This window comes from Paenirhodobacter sp. YD-8, from assembly GCF_056590935.1.
This window is the reverse complement of sequence record NZ_CM152649.1, coordinates 1,109,352-1,124,780: the sequence shown is the minus strand read 5'-3', so window position 1 is coordinate 1,124,780 and position 15,429 is coordinate 1,109,352. Positions and strand designations below refer to the sequence as shown.

Annotated in this window: 17 protein-coding genes and 2 tRNA genes; 15 read left to right on the top strand and 4 right to left on the bottom strand. The window is 68.1% G+C overall.

The genetic code is table 11. The features are described 5' to 3' along the window. The first annotated feature begins 93 nt into the window (after window positions 1–93). A complete protein-coding gene (locus tag AC0QTQ_RS05510) occupies window positions 94–1,905 on the top strand; it encodes a peptidoglycan-binding protein (protein WP_480258632.1) in 1,812 nt (603 codons plus the stop codon). Between the two features lie 29 nt (window positions 1,906–1,934). Here AC0QTQ_RS05510 and AC0QTQ_RS05505 read toward each other — a convergent pair whose 3' ends face one another. Further along, window positions 1,935–3,383: a TrkH family potassium uptake protein gene (locus AC0QTQ_RS05505; RefSeq protein WP_121530341.1), complete on the bottom strand. Its 1,449-nt coding sequence runs from the start codon at window positions 3,381–3,383 to the stop codon at window positions 1,935–1,937. Between the two features lie 167 nt (window positions 3,384–3,550). Here AC0QTQ_RS05505 and AC0QTQ_RS05500 point away from each other — a divergent pair, with 167 nt between their 5' ends. Together AC0QTQ_RS05500 and AC0QTQ_RS05495 are read left to right on the top strand one after the other, a co-directional pair. Further along, on the top strand, window positions 3,551–6,985 hold the full coding sequence (locus AC0QTQ_RS05500) for a pyruvate carboxylase (RefSeq protein ID WP_480259195.1): 3,435 nt from the start codon (window positions 3,551–3,553) through the stop codon (window positions 6,983–6,985). A 72-nt stretch (window positions 6,986–7,057) separates the two neighbouring features. Next, window positions 7,058–7,426, top strand: coding sequence for an MAPEG family protein (locus tag AC0QTQ_RS05495; RefSeq protein ID WP_121530339.1), 369 nt, complete (start codon window positions 7,058–7,060; stop codon window positions 7,424–7,426). Between the two features lie 48 nt (window positions 7,427–7,474). Here the strand turns inward: AC0QTQ_RS05495 and AC0QTQ_RS05490 are convergent, their stop codons facing one another. Further along, entirely contained in the window at window positions 7,475–7,672 is a 198-nt protein-coding gene (locus AC0QTQ_RS05490; RefSeq protein WP_480258631.1) for a CsbD family protein, read from the bottom strand. Window positions 7,673–7,870: 198 nt separating this feature from the next. Between AC0QTQ_RS05490 and AC0QTQ_RS05485 the strand changes: the two genes are divergently transcribed. Next, window positions 7,871–7,945 (top strand) — tRNA-Gly (locus tag AC0QTQ_RS05485). A gap of 22 nt (window positions 7,946–7,967) precedes the next feature. Beyond that, window positions 7,968–8,042: transfer RNA gene (locus AC0QTQ_RS05480), tRNA-Gly, on the top strand. 86 nt (window positions 8,043–8,128) lie between these two features. On the opposite strand, the gene AC0QTQ_RS05475 is transcribed toward AC0QTQ_RS05480, so the two are convergent. Continuing rightward, window positions 8,129–8,644: a hypothetical protein gene (locus tag AC0QTQ_RS05475; RefSeq protein WP_480258630.1), complete on the bottom strand. Its 516-nt coding sequence runs from the start codon at window positions 8,642–8,644 to the stop codon at window positions 8,129–8,131. A 123-nt stretch (window positions 8,645–8,767) separates the two neighbouring features. Here AC0QTQ_RS05475 and hisB point away from each other — a divergent pair, with 123 nt between their 5' ends. Together hisB and hisH are read left to right on the top strand one after the other, a co-directional pair. Then, the gene (hisB, locus tag AC0QTQ_RS05470; protein ID WP_121530336.1) at window positions 8,768–9,355 is read left to right on the top strand and encodes an imidazoleglycerol-phosphate dehydratase HisB; all 588 of its coding nucleotides are present in this window, start codon (window positions 8,768–8,770) and stop codon (window positions 9,353–9,355) included. A gap of 13 nt (window positions 9,356–9,368) precedes the next feature. Continuing rightward, window positions 9,369–10,010, top strand: a complete 642-nt coding sequence (gene hisH / locus AC0QTQ_RS05465; protein WP_121530335.1) for an imidazole glycerol phosphate synthase subunit HisH — start codon at window positions 9,369–9,371, stop codon at window positions 10,008–10,010. Window positions 10,011–10,056: 46 nt separating this feature from the next. Here hisH and AC0QTQ_RS05460 read toward each other — a convergent pair whose 3' ends face one another. Further along, the gene (locus AC0QTQ_RS05460; RefSeq protein WP_480258629.1) at window positions 10,057–10,440 is read right to left on the bottom strand and encodes a DUF2147 domain-containing protein; all 384 of its coding nucleotides are present in this window, start codon (window positions 10,438–10,440) and stop codon (window positions 10,057–10,059) included. Between the two features lie 149 nt (window positions 10,441–10,589). Between AC0QTQ_RS05460 and hisA the strand changes: the two genes are divergently transcribed. From hisA to AC0QTQ_RS05420, 8 genes are all read left to right on the top strand, one after another. Continuing rightward, the gene (gene hisA / locus AC0QTQ_RS05455) at window positions 10,590–11,309 is read left to right on the top strand and encodes a 1-(5-phosphoribosyl)-5-[(5-phosphoribosylamino)methylideneamino]imidazole-4-carboxamide isomerase (RefSeq protein ID WP_480258628.1); all 720 of its coding nucleotides are present in this window, start codon (window positions 10,590–10,592) and stop codon (window positions 11,307–11,309) included. 181 nt (window positions 11,310–11,490) lie between these two features. Then, a complete protein-coding gene (hisF, locus tag AC0QTQ_RS05450; RefSeq protein WP_480258627.1) occupies window positions 11,491–12,252 on the top strand; it encodes an imidazole glycerol phosphate synthase subunit HisF in 762 nt (253 codons plus the stop codon). After that, window positions 12,249–12,560, top strand: a complete 312-nt coding sequence (locus AC0QTQ_RS05445) for a phosphoribosyl-ATP diphosphatase (RefSeq protein ID WP_480258626.1) — start codon at window positions 12,249–12,251, stop codon at window positions 12,558–12,560. Before hisF ends, AC0QTQ_RS05445 begins: the two co-directional genes overlap by 4 nt. Window positions 12,561–12,616: 56 nt before the next feature. Next, window positions 12,617–12,919 (top strand): DUF1330 domain-containing protein, encoded by a 303-nt coding sequence (locus tag AC0QTQ_RS05440; RefSeq protein WP_480258625.1) that lies wholly within the window; start codon window positions 12,617–12,619, stop codon window positions 12,917–12,919. Then, window positions 12,912–13,226 (top strand): DUF1330 domain-containing protein, encoded by a 315-nt coding sequence (locus AC0QTQ_RS05435; protein ID WP_480258624.1) that lies wholly within the window; start codon window positions 12,912–12,914, stop codon window positions 13,224–13,226. The genes AC0QTQ_RS05440 and AC0QTQ_RS05435 overlap by 8 nt, the downstream gene beginning before the upstream one ends. A 42-nt stretch (window positions 13,227–13,268) precedes the next feature. After that, a complete protein-coding gene (locus tag AC0QTQ_RS05430; protein WP_480258623.1) occupies window positions 13,269–13,712 on the top strand; it encodes a tellurite resistance TerB family protein in 444 nt (147 codons plus the stop codon). Window positions 13,713–13,842: 130 nt separating this feature from the next. Further along, window positions 13,843–14,619 carry an ABC transporter ATP-binding protein gene (locus AC0QTQ_RS05425; protein WP_480258622.1) on the top strand — a complete coding sequence of 259 codons (777 nt, stop codon included), beginning with the start codon at window positions 13,843–13,845 and terminating at the stop codon, window positions 14,617–14,619. Window positions 14,620–14,668: 49 nt separating this feature from the next. After that, window positions 14,669–15,394, top strand: coding sequence for a transporter substrate-binding domain-containing protein (locus tag AC0QTQ_RS05420; RefSeq protein ID WP_121530327.1), 726 nt, complete (start codon window positions 14,669–14,671; stop codon window positions 15,392–15,394). The last annotated feature ends 35 nt before the right edge of the window (window positions 15,395–15,429 follow it).

The following is a 15,429-nucleotide window of genomic DNA, read 5'->3' as shown; positions in this document are numbered from 1 at the left end:
CCGATTTCACGCGATTTCCGGGGTGACGTGCGCCGCCAGCCTGTTAACCTCACCCCGTTTTGAGAACAGGAAGTGGGTTTCACGATGACGGGAATGCGCAGGGCGATGCGCCTCGCGACGGCGGCGGGTCTGGCGGGGATGATCTGGACGGGGCCCGGCGCGGCCGAGCCGGTCTGGGTGCAGATCGAGGCGCAGCCCTCGCTCCCGCAGGCCGAGGAACGCGCGCGGGACTGGGCCGGCATGTTCCCCGACATCGCCGGCTTCGCGATGTCGACAGGCTGGTATGCGATCGCCATCGGGCCCTTCGCCGACACCGCCGAGGCGACGGTGCGGCTGCGCACGCTGCGCCGCGAAGGGCTGATCCCGCGCGACAGCTATGTCTCGGACGGCGGCCGCTTCCGTGACCAGTTCTGGCCCGGCGCGGGCGCCCCCCTGCCGCCGGCGGCCGAGCCGCCCGCCACCGGAACCGCCACCGGAACCCCGCCGCCCGAAACCGCCGCGATCGAACCGCCGCCAGTCGCCCCCGTGGCCGAGGCCCCGCCCGCGGTCGCCGCCCCGGCGCCCGCGCCCGAGATCCCGGTCGAGACGCTGGCCGAGTCGCAGCGGCTCGAGGCGGCGCTTGACCGCGAGGCACGGATGGAGATCCAGGCCGCGCTCGAATGGCAGGGGTTCTACAACGCCACGATCGACGGCGCCTTCGGCCGCGGCACGCGCGCGGCGATCGCCGCCTGGCAGACGGCGCGGGGCTTTGCGCCGACCGGCGTGCTCGCCTCGACGCAGCAGACGCAGCTTCTCGCCGCCGTCGCGGCCGACCGCGCCGCGCTCGGCCTCGAGACCGTCGAGGAGACCGACGCCGGCATTGCCATCGACCTGCCGCTCGGCCTCGTCGAGTTCGACCGCTACGACCCGCCCTTCGTCGTCTATCGCGCCAAGGACGGCTCGGGCGTCACGGCGCTGCTGCTGTCGCTCACCGGCGACCAGAACGCGCTTTACGGGCTTTACGACCGGATGCAGGCGCTGGCGCTGGTGCCCGCCGAGGGCGAGCGCAGCCGAAACCGCAGCGGCTTCACCATCGCCGGACAGACCGACAGCCTGCACTCCTGGACCGAGGCACATCTGGCGGGCGGGCTGATCAAGGGCTTCACCCTGGCCTGGCCGCCCGGGCAGGAGGCGAAGATGCAGCGCGTGCTGGCGGCGATGAAGGCCTCGTTCCGGCCGATCGGCAGCACCGCGCTCGATCCCTCGCTCGGCACGCCGATGACGGTGACGCGCGGCGATCTGATGGCGGGGCTCGAGCGGCGGCACCCGGAGTTTGCCCGCTCGGGCGCCTTCATCGACGAGAAGGGCGCGGTTCTGACGGCGGGCGCCGGGCTCGACGCCTGCACCAAGATCACCATCGAGGACGAGGAGGCCGATCTCGCCTTCTCCGATCCGGCGCTTGGCATCGCCGTCCTGACGCCGAAGAAGGCGATGGCGCCTGCCGGCGTCGTCGCCTTCGAGACCGCGGCGACCGCCGCCGGTGCGCAGGTGGCGGTGGCGGGCTTTTCCTATCCCGAGACGCTGACCGCGCCGGTGCTGAGCTTTGGCACGCTCTCCGATCTGACCGGCCTTGCCGGCGAGGCGAACCGGGCGCGGCTGGCGGTGCACACGCTGGCGGGCGATGCGGGCGGGCCGGTGCTGGATGGCTCGGGCGCACTGGTCGGCGTGGTGCTGCCACGCGCGGCCGATGGCACCAAGCTGATGCCCGCCGGTCTGACCGAGGCGGTGCAGGCGATGCCGCTCGTTCAGGTGCTGGCCGAGCATGGCTTCATGCCCACCGCATCGGAGGCCACGGGCACGCTTGCGGCAGAGGATCTGGCCGTCGAGGCGCAGAAATTCACCGTGCAGATCGCCTGCTGGAAATGACCGCCCGCCCCTGACCGCGGGCGCGGCGCTCAGCCGCGCCAGAACTTCGGCAAGAGCAGCACGAAGGCCGACATCAGCTCGAGCCGGCCAAGCATCATCCCGAGCGCCATCAGCCATTTCGCGCTGTCGGGGAAGCGGTCGACGGCGCCATTTGCCGACACCTCGGGCCCCCAGGCCGGCCCGACATTGGCGATCGCCGTCCAGGCCGCGGTCAGCGCCGTGCGCGGCGCGAGCCCGGTCAGCGACAGCGCCACGATCAGCCCGCCGAAGGTCAGCACGAAGAGGGTGAAGAAGGCGACGACGGAATCGAGCACCTCGCGCTCGACCGCGCGGCCGTCATAGCGCATCCCCATCACCCGGTGCGGGCTGTAGAGCCGCCGGATCGCCACCTTGATCGCCTGGAACAGGATCAGATAGCGGAACACCTTGACCGAGCAGCCGGTCGAGGAGGTGCAGCCGCCGATCAGCCCGGTGATGATCAGCACCACGAAGGCCAGATGCCCCCAGGAGGTGATGTCCTCGGACGCATAGCCGGTGCCGGTGAAGGTCGACACGACGTTGAAGGTCACCTCGCGCAGCGTCGGCCAGAACGCGCTCTCGTGCCGGATCAGCCGATAGAGCACGATCACCGCGATCGCATAGCCGTGCCAGCGCAGGAAGGCGCGCACCTGCGGGTCGCGCCACAGCGGCGCGGGATTGCCCTGAGCCAGCTGCACGAAGCGGATGAAGGGCATCGCGGCCAGCAGCATGAACAGCGAGGCCGCATATTCCGGCGCGCCGCGATAGACACCGAAGCTCGCGTCGTAATTCGAGAAGCCCCCGGTCGAGAGCGTGGTCAGCGCATGCACCACCGCGTCGAAGGCCGTCATCCCCAGCACGCCATAGGTCACCGCGCAGGCCACCGTCAGCCCGACATAGATCCGGATCAGCGCCGCCGAGATGTCCATCGCCCGCGGCAGGATCTTGCCCAGGGTGTCGAAGCCTTCCGAGCGGAAGAACTGCATGCCGCCGACCTTCATCACCGGTAGGAAGATCATCGCCACGATGATGATGCCGAGCCCGCCCAGCCATTGCAGGATCGCGCGCCACAGGTTGGTGCCGGCGGGCAGCTCGTCGAGCTCGGGAATCGCCGTCGTGCCGGTGGTGGTCAGCCCCGACATCGCCTCGAAATAGGCGTCGGTGAAGTCGAGCCCCGGCGCCCCGGTGATGAAGGGCAGCGCGCCGAAGGCGGGCAGCACCGCCCAGGCGCCGGTGGTGACAACGAAGCTCTGCCGCAGGCTCAGCATCGTGCCGCGCCCGTCATGGGCCGCCAGCGCCACCAGACCGCCCGCGGTCATGGTGACGATCGCCGCCTCGAGGAAGGCGCCGGCATTGACGTCGCCGCGCAGGAAATCGAGCGCGGCCGGGATCAGCATCGCCGCCCCGAGGGCCGTGGCCAGCAGGCCGATGATGTAGCCCACCGGGCGCAACTCGATCATGCCCCCTGCTTGCCCGCCGCCTTGCCGCAGGTCAATAGCCGCCCGGCCACCCAAACTTTGCAAACATTTCCAAATTGGTCAGTTAATTTGCTCAATTTCGCAGATTTGACTTGCGCTGCATCGCAGCGACGCTAGGTTTTCCAGCACCACTGCGGGGAGGGTCCATGATGTTCCGCAAAATCCTGATCGCCAACCGGGGCGAGATTGCCATCCGCGTGATGCGGGCCGCAAACGAACTCGGCAAGAAGACCGTCGCCGTCTATGCCGAGGAAGACAAGCTCTCCCTGCACCGCTTCAAGGCGGACGAGGCCTATCGCATCGGCGCGGGGCTGAGCCCCGTCGGCGCCTATCTCTCGATCCCCGAGATCATCCGTGTGGCGCAGGAATCGGGCGCCGACGCGATCCACCCGGGCTATGGGCTGCTGTCGGAGAACCCCGATTTCGTCGAGGCCTGCGACAAGGCCGGCATCACCTTCATCGGCCCGCGCGCCGAGACCATGCGCGCCCTTGGCGACAAGGCCTCGGCCCGGCATGTGGCGATGAAGGCGGGGGTGCCGGTGATCCCCGCGACCGAGGTGCTGGGCGACGATTTCGACGCGATCAAGACCGAGGCGGCCGCGATCGGCTATCCGCTGATGCTGAAGGCGAGCTGGGGCGGCGGCGGGCGCGGCATGCGCCCGATCATGGGCCCCGACGAGCTGGTCGAGAAGGTGCGCGAGGGCCGGCGCGAGGCCGAGGCCGCCTTCGGCAACGGCGAGGGCTATCTGGAAAAGATGATCCTGCGCGCCCGCCACGTCGAGGTGCAGCTGCTGGGCGACACGCATGGCCATCTCTATCACCTCTACGAGCGTGACTGCACCGTGCAGCGGCGCAACCAGAAGGTGGTCGAGCGCGCCCCCGCCCCCTATCTGACGCCCGAACAGCGCGCCGAAGTCTGCGGCCTCGCGCTGAAGATCGGCAATGCCGTCGGCTATCAGAACGCCGGCACCGTCGAGTTCCTGATGGACATGGACTCGGGGCATTTCTACTTCATCGAGGTCAACCCGCGCGTGCAGGTCGAGCATACCGTGACCGAGGAGGTCACCGGCATCGACATCGTGCAGGCGCAGATCCGCATCGCCGAGGGCGCGACGCTGGCCGAGGCGACGGGCGCCGCCGCGCAATCCGAGGTGACGCTTTCCGGCCACGCGCTGCAATGCCGGGTGACGACCGAAGACCCGCAGAACAACTTCATCCCCGATTACGGCCGCATCACCGCCTATCGCACCGCGACCGGCATGGGGATCCGGCTCGATGGCGGCACGGCCTATGCGGGCGGCGTCATCACCCGCTATTACGACAGCCTTCTGGTGAAGGTCACCGCCTGGGCACAGACCCCCGACCAGACCATCCACCGCATGGACCGCGCGCTGCGCGAGTTCCGCATCCGCGGCGTCTCGACCAACATCGACTTCGTCATCAACCTGCTCAAGCACCCGACCTTCCTGAGCATGGGCTACACGACGAAGTTCATCGACACGACGCCTGACCTGTTCAGCTTCAAGAAGCGGCGCGACCGCGGCACCAAGATCCTGACCTACATCGCCGACATCACGGTGAACGGCCATCCCGAGACCGCGGGCCGGCCGAAGCCGCCGGCCGAGGCGCGCCCGCCGCGCCTGCCCGAGATCAAGGGCCCGGTGCGCCCGGGCACCCGGCAGCTGCTGGAGGCCGAGGGGCCGAAGGCGGTGGCCGAGTGGATGAAGGCGCAAAAGCGGCTTCTGCTGACCGACACCACGATGCGCGACGGCCACCAGTCGCTTCTGGCGACCCGGATGCGCTCGATCGACATGATCAAGGCGGCGCCGGTCTATGCGGCCAACCTCGGCGATCTGTTCTCGGTCGAATGCTGGGGCGGCGCCACCTTCGACGTCGCCTATCGCTTCTTGCAGGAATGCCCGTGGCAGCGGCTGCGCGACATCCGCGCGGCGATGCCGAACGTGCTGACGCAGATGCTGCTGCGCGCCTCGAACGGGGTGGGCTATACCAACTATCCCGACAACGTGGTGCAGTTCTTCGTGGCGCAGGCGGCGAAGACCGGCGTCGACGTGTTCCGCGTCTTCGACAGCCTGAACTGGGTCGAGAACATGCGCGTCGCGATGGATGCGGTGATCGAGGCCGAGAAGATCTGCGAAGGCACGATCTGCTACACCGGCGACATCCTGAACCCGGACCGGGCGAAATACGACCTGAAGTATTACGTCGCGATGGCGAAGGAGCTCGAGGCCGCGGGCGCCCATGTGCTCGGCCTGAAGGACATGGCGGGGCTTCTGAAGCCCGCCGCGGCGCGGGCCCTTGTCACCGCGCTGAAGGCCGAGGTCGGCCTGCCCATTCACTTCCACACCCATGACACCTCGGGCATTGCCGGGGCCACGGTCCTCGCCGCGGCCGAGGCCGGCGTCGATGCCGTCGACGCGGCGATGGACGCCTTCTCGGGCGGCACCTCGCAGCCCTGCCTCGGCTCGATCGTCGAGGCGCTCGCCCATACCGAACGTGACACCGGCCTTGATATCGACGCGATCCGGCGGATGTCGAACTATTGGGAAGCCGTGCGCACGCAATATGCGGCCTTCGAATCGGGCACGCGGGCGCCCGCGTCCGAAGTCTGGCTGCACGAGATGCCGGGGGGCCAGTTCACCAACCTCAAGGCGCAGGCGCGCAGCCTTGGCCTCGAGGAACGCTGGCACGAGGTGGCACAGGCCTATGCCGACGCGAACCAGATCTTCGGCGATATCGTGAAGGTCACCCCCTCGTCGAAGGTGGTGGGCGACATGGCGCTGATGATGGTGGCGCAGGGGCTGACCAAGGCCGATGTCCTCGACCCCGCCCGCGACATGGCCTTCCCCGACTCGGTGGTCGACATGCTGAAGGGCAACCTCGGCCAGCCGCCCGGAGGCTGGCCCGAGGCGATCGTGAAGAAGGCGCTGAAGGGCGAGCCCGCCTCGACCGAGCGGCCGGGCCTGCATCTGCCGGCGGTCGACCTTGAAGCCACGCGGGCGAAGCTCTCGGCCGAGCTCAACGGCTATAGCGTCGATGACGAGGATCTCGCGGGCTATCTGATGTATCCCAAGGTCTTCCTCGACTACATGGGGCGGCACCGGCAATACGGGCCCGTGCGCACCCTGCCGACGCCGGTCTTCTTCTATGGCATGCAGTCGGGCGACGAGATCTCGGCCGAGATCGACCCGGGCAAGACCCTCGAGATCCGCTATCAGACGATGAGCGAGACCGACGAGGCCGGCGAGGTGAAGGTGTTCTTCGAGCTGAACGGCCAGCCGCGCGCGGTGCGCGTGCCGAACCGGGCGGCGAAATCGGCGGTGAAGGCGCGGCCCAAGGCCGAGACCGGCAACCCCGCCCATGTCGGCGCACCGATGCCGGGGGCCGTCGCCTCGGTCACCGTCGCGGTCGGGCAGAAGGTGGCGCAGGGCGACCTGCTGCTGACCATCGAGGCGATGAAGATGGAAACCGGCATCCACGCCGATCGCGCCGCCACGGTGAAGGCCGTGCATGTCGCGCCCGGCGCGCAGATCGACGCCAAGGACCTGCTCGTCGAGCTCGAGTAAGTCCTTCCGTTTCCCCTTGTTCTCGCGCCCGTGGCCGGTCAGGCTGCGGGCGCGATTGCATGGGAGACATTGATGATCACGGCTTGGTATGCGCTGCCGCTGGTGGCGCTTTACATTTTCCTGTCGCTGCATGTGGTGAACGCGCGCAAGGCGCAGCGCGTCTCGATCGGCGATGGCGGCAACGGGGATCTGGCGCTGCGGATCCGCACGCACGGAAACCTCGCCGAATACGCGCCCTTCGGCATCGTGATGCTGCTGCTGGCAGAGCTGGCCGGCGCCGGGGCCATCGCGCTGCACCTGTCGGGCGCGGCGCTGATTCTCGGGCGCGCGCTGCACGCCTGGGCGCTCGGCTTCGGCGGCCCGATGCGTGCGCGCGTCGCCGGCATGGGGCTGACCTTCCTGTCGCTCGCCGCAAGTGCGGTGCTGGCGATCCTCGCCTGAGACGCAAAAGGGGGGCCTGAGCCCCCCTTTTCACCGGAATCGTCCCGGTCAGAGCGAATCGATGAAGTCGTTGACCTCGCGCTTCGCCTCATCCTTCGAGCGGCCGTATTTCTGCTGGATCAGCCCGGCCAGGCGTTCGGTATTGCCGGCCACCTGCTCGACCTCGTCATCGGTCAGCTCGCCCCATTTGGCGCGCACGCTGCCCTTGATCTCCTTCCACTTGCCTTCGAGCATGTCGGTGTTCATCGCTTGCCTCCGTCTGTGGTTTCGGGTCGGGGCGGATCTTTCCGCCCTTCCCCCTGCCAACGGCCAAGCCCTGTTGACGGTTCCCGCATCGCGCCCGCCCTGCGCCGGAAGATGCCCACAGGATTTTTTCGGAGCGACGAATTTTTCCTCTTGCGGCCCCCCGCCCGATCCCATAAATCGCCTCCACCGAACAATGGTGCGGGCGTAGCTCAGGGGTAGAGCATTACCTTGCCAAGGTAAGGGTCGTGAGTTCGAATCTCATCGCCCGCTCCAGTTCGGAAACATATCGCTGCATGCGGGCGTAGCTCAGGGGTAGAGCATTACCTTGCCAAGGTAAGGGTCGTGAGTTCGAATCTCATCGCCCGCTCCAGCGAAATGAATGCGAAACGGACCGCTTCGGCGGTCCTTTTGCTTTTCCGGCCCGCGCCACGCTTGCGGCCGACACACGCGCCCCGCTCAGACGCCGCGACCGCCGCCGATGCAGCACGACCATCCCCCGGCCTCCTCCCTCTCGCGCACCGCGGCGGCATCGTGGCACTGATCGGCCACACGACACCGCAGACAGGCATGCGGGACAGCCCGCAGACCGGAGCCCCGCGCCCGCGCCAGAAGATGCCAGACCACCTCGGCCAGGTCCTCAGCCGCGATCGTCTCGGCCAGGACGCAACGCAGCGAGCCGAGCATATCGAAAAGCTCGCCATGCGCGAAAAGCGGCGAATCGGTCAGCAGGATCGTCATCAGATCCGGCGTGTGCGCCTGCATCGTCAGGATCAGGCCAAGCGCACTCTCCCCGGCCTCGGCATCTTCCCCGGGGAACAGCCCCGCCACCACCACCCCGGGCCGCAGCAGCCGCGCGCGGATGCGCGCCTCGGCCAGGGTCAGGGCCTGCGCCACCTCGAAACCGGTCTCATGCATCAATGAACAAAAGCGGCTCATCGCGGGCGAGCGCCCGGCCAGGACCAGAATTCTCATGTCGCGCTCTCCACCCCGCCGGGCAAAAGATGCCGCGCAAGAGTTTAAGAAACCCTTGCCCCACCCCTGCTTTGCAAGCCGCGCCCCGCGCCCTATAAGGCTGTGACACGGAAGGGAGCGACGATGCGCAAGGCCACCATCACCCGCAAGACCGCCGAGACCGAGATCTCGGTCGAGATCAACCTCGACGGCACCGGCAGCTACCGGAACGTCACCGGGGTGGGCTTCTTCGACCACATGCTCGACCAGCTCGCGCGCCACTCGCTGATCGACATGACGATCACCGCGGTGGGCGATCTGCACATCGACGACCACCACACCGTCGAGGACACGGGCATCGCCATTGGCCAGGCCCTGGTGCAGGCGCTTGGCGACAAGAAGGGGATCCGCCGCTACGGCCATTTCGCGCTTGCGATGGACGACACCCAGGTCGCCACCGCGCTCGACCTCTCGGCGCGGCCCTTCCTCGTGTGGAACGTCGAGTTCCCGACGCAGAAGATCGGCACCTTCGACACCGAGCTGGTGCGCGAGTTCTTCCAGGCGCTCTCGACCAACGGCGGCATCACGCTGCATGTCGACAAGGTGCACGGGATCAACAGCCACCACATCGCCGAGGCGGCCTTCAAGTCGGTCGCCCGCGCGCTGCGCATGGCGGTCGAGATCGACCCGCGCATGGCCGGGGTCCTGCCCTCGACCAAGGGCGCACTCTGAGAAGGGAAGACAGATGAGCCTCACCGTTCTGGTCGATTACGACTCGGGCAACCTGCACTCGGCCCGCAAGGCCTTCGAGCGGATGGCGCTCGAGCTCGGACAGGGCTCGGTCGTCGTCACCTCGGAACCCGATGTGGTGGCCCGCGCCGACCGCATCGTGCTGCCGGGCGACGGCGCCTTCCCGTCGTGCCGCGCCGCCCTCACCCGCTTCACCGGGCTCTTCGAGGCGATCGAGGAGGCGGTGCACCAGAAGGGCACGCCCTTCCTCGGCATCTGCATCGGCATGCAGATGATGGCAAGCCGCGGGCTCGAGTTCGAACCGACCGAGGGCTTCGGCTGGATCCCGGGCGAGGTGGTGCGCATCGAGCCCGCCGATCCGGCGCTGAAGGTGCCGCACATGGGCTGGAACGATCTGGTGATCGACCGCCCGCATGCGCTGTTCGAGGGGATCGAGACCGGCGATCACGCCTATTTCGTGCACTCCTACCACTTCCGCGTGGCGAACCCCGCGCACCTGCTTGCCCATGTCGACTATGCCGGGCCGATCACCGCGATCGTCGGGCGCGACAACATGGTGGGGACGCAGTTCCACCCCGAGAAATCGCAGCGCACCGGGTTGCGGCTGATCTCGAACTTCCTGCAGTGGAAACCATGAAAAAGGGCGCCCGAGGGCGCCCTTTCCGTTGCCGCCGGCAGGCCGGTCACTTCACCCGCGACCAGTCCTGCTTGGCGCAGAACAGCCCGCCCAGCACACAGCCCGACAGCTTCATCGCATCGCCCGCAAGGGCGATCTTGCCGATGTAGGTCTTGTCGTTCGAGGGCCGCCAGACCTTGCCCTCGTAGGCGCCATTGCCCTTCGGCGCCATGTCGATGACGATCTGCCGCCCGATGTTGGGCGACTTGTACTCGCCGCCGTCCTTGAAGGTGCGGGTGATCTTGCCGCAATAGGCCGCCCCGCAGGGCGCGATCTGCACCAGCGCATAGGCGCCGTCATCGGCTTGGGTCTGCCAGACCCCCTCGATCGGATCGGCGCCCGCGGCGCCCGCGGCGAGCGCAAACAGCCCCGCCAGCAGAATGCGTTTCATGGTCTCTCCTCCCGGTTTCCCTGCGCGTCATCTGGTCACGCCCCCCGATTCCCGGCAAGCCTGACGTGGCGTTTTGCAAGGCTTGCCGCGCGCCCCGGCCCGTGGCATGAGGCCCGAAAGCCCAAAGCCCGAAGGCAAGGAGAGCCGCGATGATCCTCTACCCCGCGATCGACCTCAAGGACGGCCAGTGCGTGCGCCTGCTGCATGGCGAAATGGACAAGGCCACGGTGTTCGGCGACGACCCCGCCGCCCAGGCCGCCAAGTTCGAGGCCGCGGGCTGCGAATGGGTCCACCTCGTCGATCTGAACGGCGCCTTCGCCGGCGCGCCAGTGAACGCCGCCGCGGTCGAGGCGATCCTCGCCCGGATCACCGTTCCCGCCCAGCTCGGCGGCGGCATCCGCGACATGGCGACGATCGAGGGCTGGCTCTCGAAGGGGCTTTCGCGCGTCATCCTCGGCACCGTGGCAGTCGAGAATCCGGCGCTGGTGCGCGAGGCGGCCCGTGAATTCCCGGGCCAGGTCGCGGTCGGCATCGACGCCCGCGGCGGCCGTGTCGCGACCAAGGGCTGGGCCGAGGAGACCGACGTGATGGTCACCGACCTCGCGAAATCCTTCGAGGACGCGGGCGTCGCGGCGATCATCTACACCGACATCCTGCGCGACGGCGCGATGACCGGCCCGAACATCGAGGCGACCGAGGCGCTGGCCCGCGCCGTGACGATCCCGGTGATCGCCTCGGGGGGCGTGTCCTCGCTGCCCGACCTGATCGCGCTGCGCGATACCAGCGTCATTGCCGGCGCGATCTCGGGCCGGGCGATCTATGACGGGGCGCTCGACCTGACCGCGGCGCTTGCGGCGCTGAAGGCGTAAGAGGGGCTCCGCCCCGCCGAGGCGATGCCTCGGCTCCCCGAGGTATTTTCGGCAAGATGAAAGCGCCGGGCCCTCTCTTCATCTTGCCCGAAATACCTCGGGGTGCAGGGGCAGCGCCCCTGCCCTTTCGCTTCCCATCCCGCGCGACGGGCGCTATCAAGGCGCCAAAGGAGGCGCCTCCATGCTGAAAACCCGCATCATCCCCTGCCTCGATGTCGCCGATGGCCGTGTCGTCAAGGGCGTCAACTTCGTCAACCTGATCGACGCGGGCGACCCGGTCGAGGCGGCGAAGGCCTATGACGCGGCGGGCGCCGACGAGCTGTGCTTCCTCGACATCCATGCGACGCACGAGAACCGCGGCACGATGTACGACCTCGTCACCCGCACCGCCGAGCAATGCTTCATGCCGCTCACCGTGGGCGGCGGCGTGCGCAGCCACGAGGACGTGCGCAAGCTGCTGCTCGCGGGGGCCGACAAGGTCAGCTTCAACTCCGCCGCCGTGGCCGATCCCGATGTCGTGGCCGAGGCCGCCGACCGCTTCGGCAGCCAGTGCATCGTCGTCGCGATCGACGCGAAGACGGTGGAACCGGGCCGGTGGGAGATCTTCACCCATGGCGGGCGCAAGGCGACAGGCATCGACGCGGTCGAATTCGCCCGCACCGTCGAGGCGAAGGGCGCGGGCGAGATCCTGCTGACCTCGATGGACCGCGACGGCACGCGCGCGGGCTTCAACCTGCCGCTGACCCGCGCCATCGCCGATGCGGTGGAGGTGCCGGTGATCGCCTCTGGCGGGGTCGGCACGCTCGACCATCTGGTCGAGGGGGTGACCGAGGGCCATGCCTCGGCGGTGCTTGCCGCCTCGATCTTCCACTTCGGCACCTACACCATCCGGCAGGCCAAGGAACACATGGCCGCCGCCGGCATCCCCGTGAGGCTGACATGACCACGCTCGAACGGCTTGAAGCCACGATCGCGGCGCGCAAGAGCGCCGATCCCGACAGCTCCTGGACGGCGAAGCTGCTGTCCAAGGGGGCGCAGAAATGCGCGCAGAAATTCGGCGAGGAGGCGATCGAGGCCTGCATGGCCGTGGCCAAGGACGACCGCCAGAATCTCGTCTATGAAAGCGCCGACGTGCTTTACCACCTGCTGGTGATGCTCGCCGCGAAGGAGGTTCCCCTCGCCGAGGTGCTGGCCGAGCTCGAGCGCCGCGAGGGCACCTCGGGGATTGCCGAAAAGGCCGCGCGACGCTGAGTCGTCTTGCAAAATCCGCGTTCTCCCGCAACGCTTTGGCAAAATGGGAGGCGCAGATGAGCAAGAGCGCGAAAGGATATTGGATCGGCCACGTCACCGTCGACGACCCGCAGGCCTATGCGGCCTATCGCGAGGCGAATGCGGAGGCTTTCGGGAAATATGGCGGCCGGTTTCTGGTGCGCGGCGGTGCGCAGGAGGTGGTCGAGGGCGACCTGCGCCCGCGCGCCGTGGTGATCGAGTTTCCGACGATCGAGGCGGCGCGGGCCTGCTACCTGAGCCTGGAATACCAGCGCGCAATGGCGCTGCGCACGCCGGTGTCCGAGGCGGACATCTGCATCGTCGAGGGCTGGGATGGTTGAGCCCGACGGGCGGATGACACCGGCATACTGGGTGGCACAGGTGCGTGTGCACGACCGTGCGGGCTATGCCGCCTATCGCGCGGCCGCCGCCGCCCCGATCGCCGCGGCGGGCGGGCGCCTTCTGGTGCTCGGTGGCGCGCCCGAGGTGGTGGCGGGCACGATGGCGCCCGAAACCGTGATCGTCGAATTTCCCAGTCTGGCGGCGGCGCGTGCCTGCTATCACGGCGCGGGGTATCAGGCGACGCTGGCTGGGCGCGATGCCGCGGCCGAGGTCTCGCTCGCCATTGTCGAGGGCCACGCCGGCTGAGCCCGCCTTGCCCCGGCCGCGAAAGGCGCTAGAGTGTCGGCCATGTTCAAGGCACTTCTCAACCTTCTCGCCGACCCCCGCCCTGCCCCGCTCACCTCGGATGATGCGGAACTGGCGCTGGCGGCGCTTCTGGTGCGGCTTGCCCGCGCAGACGACCAGTATGACGAGGGCGAGAAGATGCGCATCGACCGCGTTCTCGCGATGCGCCGCGGGCTTGGGCCCGAGGCCGCGCAGGCGCTGCGCGAGCGCGGCGAGGCGGTCGAGGCCGAGGCCCCCGACACCGTGCGCTTCACCCGCGCACTGAAGGACAAGATTGCCCATGAAGACCGCGCCGGGGTGATCGAGGCGATGTGGGACGTGGCGCTGGCGGACGACGCCCGCGCCCCCGAGGAAGAGGCGCTGATCCGCCTGACCGCAAGCCTTCTGGGCATCAATGACCGCGATTCGGCTCTGGCGCGACAACGGGTGGAAGCCCGGCGCGGCTGAGGGGGATGCCCGCTCTGCATGCTTCTGCCCGACATTTTGGCGCATCTCCTTGCGTCAAGCGTCACTCCGCCGTTGCATTCCCCCCCGGAATCGCGCCAACTTTACCAACCGGACAAAGAGAAGCCGAAAAGTGACAGCGACCGCACCCGTCATCGAAATCCGCGACCTGCACAAAAGCTACGGGTCGCTCGAGGTGCTCAAGGGCGTCTCGATCCGCGCCGACCGTGGGGAGGTGATCTCGCTGATCGGCTCCTCGGGCTCGGGCAAATCCACCCTGCTGCGCTGCTGCAACCTGCTGGAGGACAGCCAGCGCGGCGAGGTCCTGTTCGGCGGCGAGGCGGTGAAATGGGCGGGCGAGGGCCTGGCACGGCGTCCCGCCGACCGCGCGCAGGTGACCCGCTTCCGCACCAACCTGTCGATGGTTTTCCAGCAGTTCAACCTGTGGTCGCACATGACGATCTTGCAAAACGTCATGGAGGCGCCGGTGACGGTGCTGAAGCGCGACCCGAAGGAGGTCGAGACGCTGGCGCGCAGTCTGCTGGCCAAGGTCGGCATCGGCGACAAGGCCGACAACTGGCCGGCACAGCTCTCGGGCGGCCAGCAGCAGCGCGCGGCGATCGCGCGCGCACTGTGCATGCAGCCCGAGGCGCTGCTCTTCGATGAACCGACCTCGGCGCTCGACCCGGAGTTGCAGCAGGAGGTGGTGAAGGTGATCAAGGATCTCGCGAACGAGCATCGCACGATGATCCTCGTCACCCATGACATGCGCCTTGCGGCCGATGTTTCGGATCACGTCATTTTCCTGCACAAGGGCCTGATCGAGGAAGAGGGTCCGCCTGCCCAGCTTTTCGGCGCGCCGAAATCGGAGCGCCTGCAACAGTTCCTGTCGGCCAGCGTGCCGGCTTGATGCCAACGATAGACAATCAACGATTGCAAACACTGCACAGGGGAAACACATGAAGAAGCTGATCCTGACCGCCGCTGCCGCGCTGGCGCTGTCGACCGGGTTTGCCAGCGCCGAGGATGTCGTGCGCATGGGCACCGAGGGCGCCTACCCGCCCTTCAACTTCATCAACGACAAGGGCGAGGTCGACGGCTTCGAACGTGAACTCGGCGACACGCTCTGCACCAAGGCCGAGGTCAAGTGCACCTGGGTGACGAACGAATGGGACAGCATCATCCCGAACCTGCTCGGCGGCAACTATGACACGATCATGGCCGGCATGAGCATCACCGACGAGCGCAAGCAGACCATCGACTTCACCGAAGCCTATTACCCGCCGGCGGCCTCGGCCTATGCCGCGCTGAAGGACGGCGCCGACCTCAAGGGTGTGGTCGCGGCGCAGGTCGGCACGATCCAGGCCGATTACGTCGCGAAATCGGGCGCGACGCTGCTGGAATTCGCCACCCTCGACGACACCGTCGCCGCGGTGAAGAACGGCGAGGCCGACGCGGTCTTCGCCGACAAGGACGCCCTGGCGGCCTTCACCACCGATCAGGGCGGCGCGCTCGTCTGGACCGGCGAGGATGTTCCGCTTGGCGAAGGCATCGGCATGGGCCTACGCAAGTCCGACACCGCGCTGAAGGAGAAGTTCAACGCCGTCATCACCGCGATGAAGGCCGACGGCTCGCTCAACGCGATGATCAAGAAATGGTTCGGCGACGACGCCCTGACCTTCTGATCCCCCCGGCGGGGGCCGTCTCACGGTCGGCACCC

Excerpts from the sequence above, each read along its gene's own strand:
- AC0QTQ_RS05460 (WP_480258629.1), bottom strand. The coding sequence starts at position 10,440 with ATGAAACGCATTCTGCTGGCGGGGCTGTTTGCGCTCGCCGCGGGCGCC.
- AC0QTQ_RS05445 (WP_480258626.1), top strand. The coding sequence starts at position 12,249 with ATGACCACGCTCGAACGGCTTGAAGCCACGATCGCGGCGCGCAAGAGC.
- AC0QTQ_RS05475 (WP_480258630.1), bottom strand. The coding sequence starts at position 8,644 with ATGAGAATTCTGGTCCTGGCCGGGCGCTCGCCCGCGATGAGCCGCTTT.
- AC0QTQ_RS05495 (WP_121530339.1), top strand. The coding sequence starts at position 7,058 with ATGATCACGGCTTGGTATGCGCTGCCGCTGGTGGCGCTTTACATTTTC.
- hisH (WP_121530335.1), top strand. The coding sequence starts at position 9,369 with ATGAGCCTCACCGTTCTGGTCGATTACGACTCGGGCAACCTGCACTCG.
- AC0QTQ_RS05420 (WP_121530327.1), top strand. The coding sequence starts at position 14,669 with ATGAAGAAGCTGATCCTGACCGCCGCTGCCGCGCTGGCGCTGTCGACC.
- AC0QTQ_RS05430 (WP_480258623.1), top strand. The coding sequence starts at position 13,269 with ATGTTCAAGGCACTTCTCAACCTTCTCGCCGACCCCCGCCCTGCCCCG.
- AC0QTQ_RS05490 (WP_480258631.1), bottom strand. The coding sequence starts at position 7,672 with ATGAACACCGACATGCTCGAAGGCAAGTGGAAGGAGATCAAGGGCAGC.
- AC0QTQ_RS05440 (WP_480258625.1), top strand. The coding sequence starts at position 12,617 with ATGAGCAAGAGCGCGAAAGGATATTGGATCGGCCACGTCACCGTCGAC.
- AC0QTQ_RS05435 (WP_480258624.1), top strand. The coding sequence starts at position 12,912 with ATGGTTGAGCCCGACGGGCGGATGACACCGGCATACTGGGTGGCACAG.
- AC0QTQ_RS05510 (WP_480258632.1), top strand. The coding sequence starts at position 94 with ATGCGCAGGGCGATGCGCCTCGCGACGGCGGCGGGTCTGGCGGGGATG.
- AC0QTQ_RS05500 (WP_480259195.1), top strand. The coding sequence starts at position 3,551 with ATGTTCCGCAAAATCCTGATCGCCAACCGGGGCGAGATTGCCATCCGC.
- hisB (WP_121530336.1), top strand. The coding sequence starts at position 8,768 with ATGCGCAAGGCCACCATCACCCGCAAGACCGCCGAGACCGAGATCTCG.
- AC0QTQ_RS05505 (WP_121530341.1), bottom strand. The coding sequence starts at position 3,383 with ATGATCGAGTTGCGCCCGGTGGGCTACATCATCGGCCTGCTGGCCACG.
- hisF (WP_480258627.1), top strand. The coding sequence starts at position 11,491 with ATGCTGAAAACCCGCATCATCCCCTGCCTCGATGTCGCCGATGGCCGT.
- hisA (WP_480258628.1), top strand. The coding sequence starts at position 10,590 with ATGATCCTCTACCCCGCGATCGACCTCAAGGACGGCCAGTGCGTGCGC.